Below are 779 nucleotides of genomic sequence, written 5' to 3'. Positions count from 1 at the left end.
GGCGGGCAGTGCGTCGAGGGCGGGGAGCACCCAGTCGGGCGGGGCGTCGCCGGACACCGCGGCGAGGCAGGGTTCGCTGGTGTAGCGGTCGGCGAGGCGGCGCAGGGGGGCGGTGCAGTGGGTGTAGGCGGCGGCGACGGCGGAGTGGGTGGTGAGGGGAGGGAGGGCGCCGTCGCGGAAGACGGTGTAACCGGCGCCGCGCAGGAGGGTGGTGCACTCCAGGAGGAAGGCGGCGTGGTGGGGGCGGTGCGGGTCGAGGGAGCGGACCAGGTCGGCGTAGGAGACGTGGTGCGGCCAGTCGATGCGCAGGGCGTGGGCGGTGTGGCGCAGGCGGCCCACGGCGCCGTCGGGGGCCGCGGGCAGGGTGCGCAGGACGCCGGTGCCGTGGGCGAGCATGAGGTCGGCCGCCGCCATGCCGGTGAGGAGGGAGATCTGGGCGTTCCAGCCGTCCGCGGGGAGGGGTGCCCGGTACTCCAGTCCGTAGCCGCCGTCGCGCGGGACGATCTCCTGTTCGGGGACGTTGAGGGAGATTCCGCCGCGTTCGAGCTCCAGGCGTTCGCGGAGCAGGCCGATCGTCCTCAGCAGGGCGACCGGTTCCTCCGCCCGCCCTTCGTCGATCCGCCGTTGGACCCAGGCGTAGTCGAGTCTGGCGCGGCTGCGGACGAGGGCGCGGCGGACATCGACGGCGAGGGTACGGCCGTCGGCGTCGAGGTCGATGGTCCAGAGCACGGCGGGGCGGGGGCCGTCGGGGAGCAGGCTGGCGGCGGCCTCGCCGAGGG

At 75.7% G+C, this 779-nt stretch carries 1 protein-coding gene; it reads right to left on the bottom strand.

Going from position 1 to position 779, the window contains the following annotated elements; all coding sequences use genetic code 11:
• Nucleotides 1-779, bottom strand: a 779-nt coding sequence (locus tag CCN42_RS39225) for an RNB domain-containing ribonuclease (protein ID WP_143662197.1), incomplete at both ends; no start/stop codon positions are given.

Source organism: Streptomyces glaucescens (assembly GCF_002154375.1).
Taxonomy (GTDB): Bacteria; Actinomycetota; Actinomycetes; order Streptomycetales; family Streptomycetaceae; genus Streptomyces; species Streptomyces glaucescens.
The sequence above is the reverse complement of the archived record's forward strand: the minus strand, read 5'-3'. Positions and strand labels throughout refer to the sequence as shown.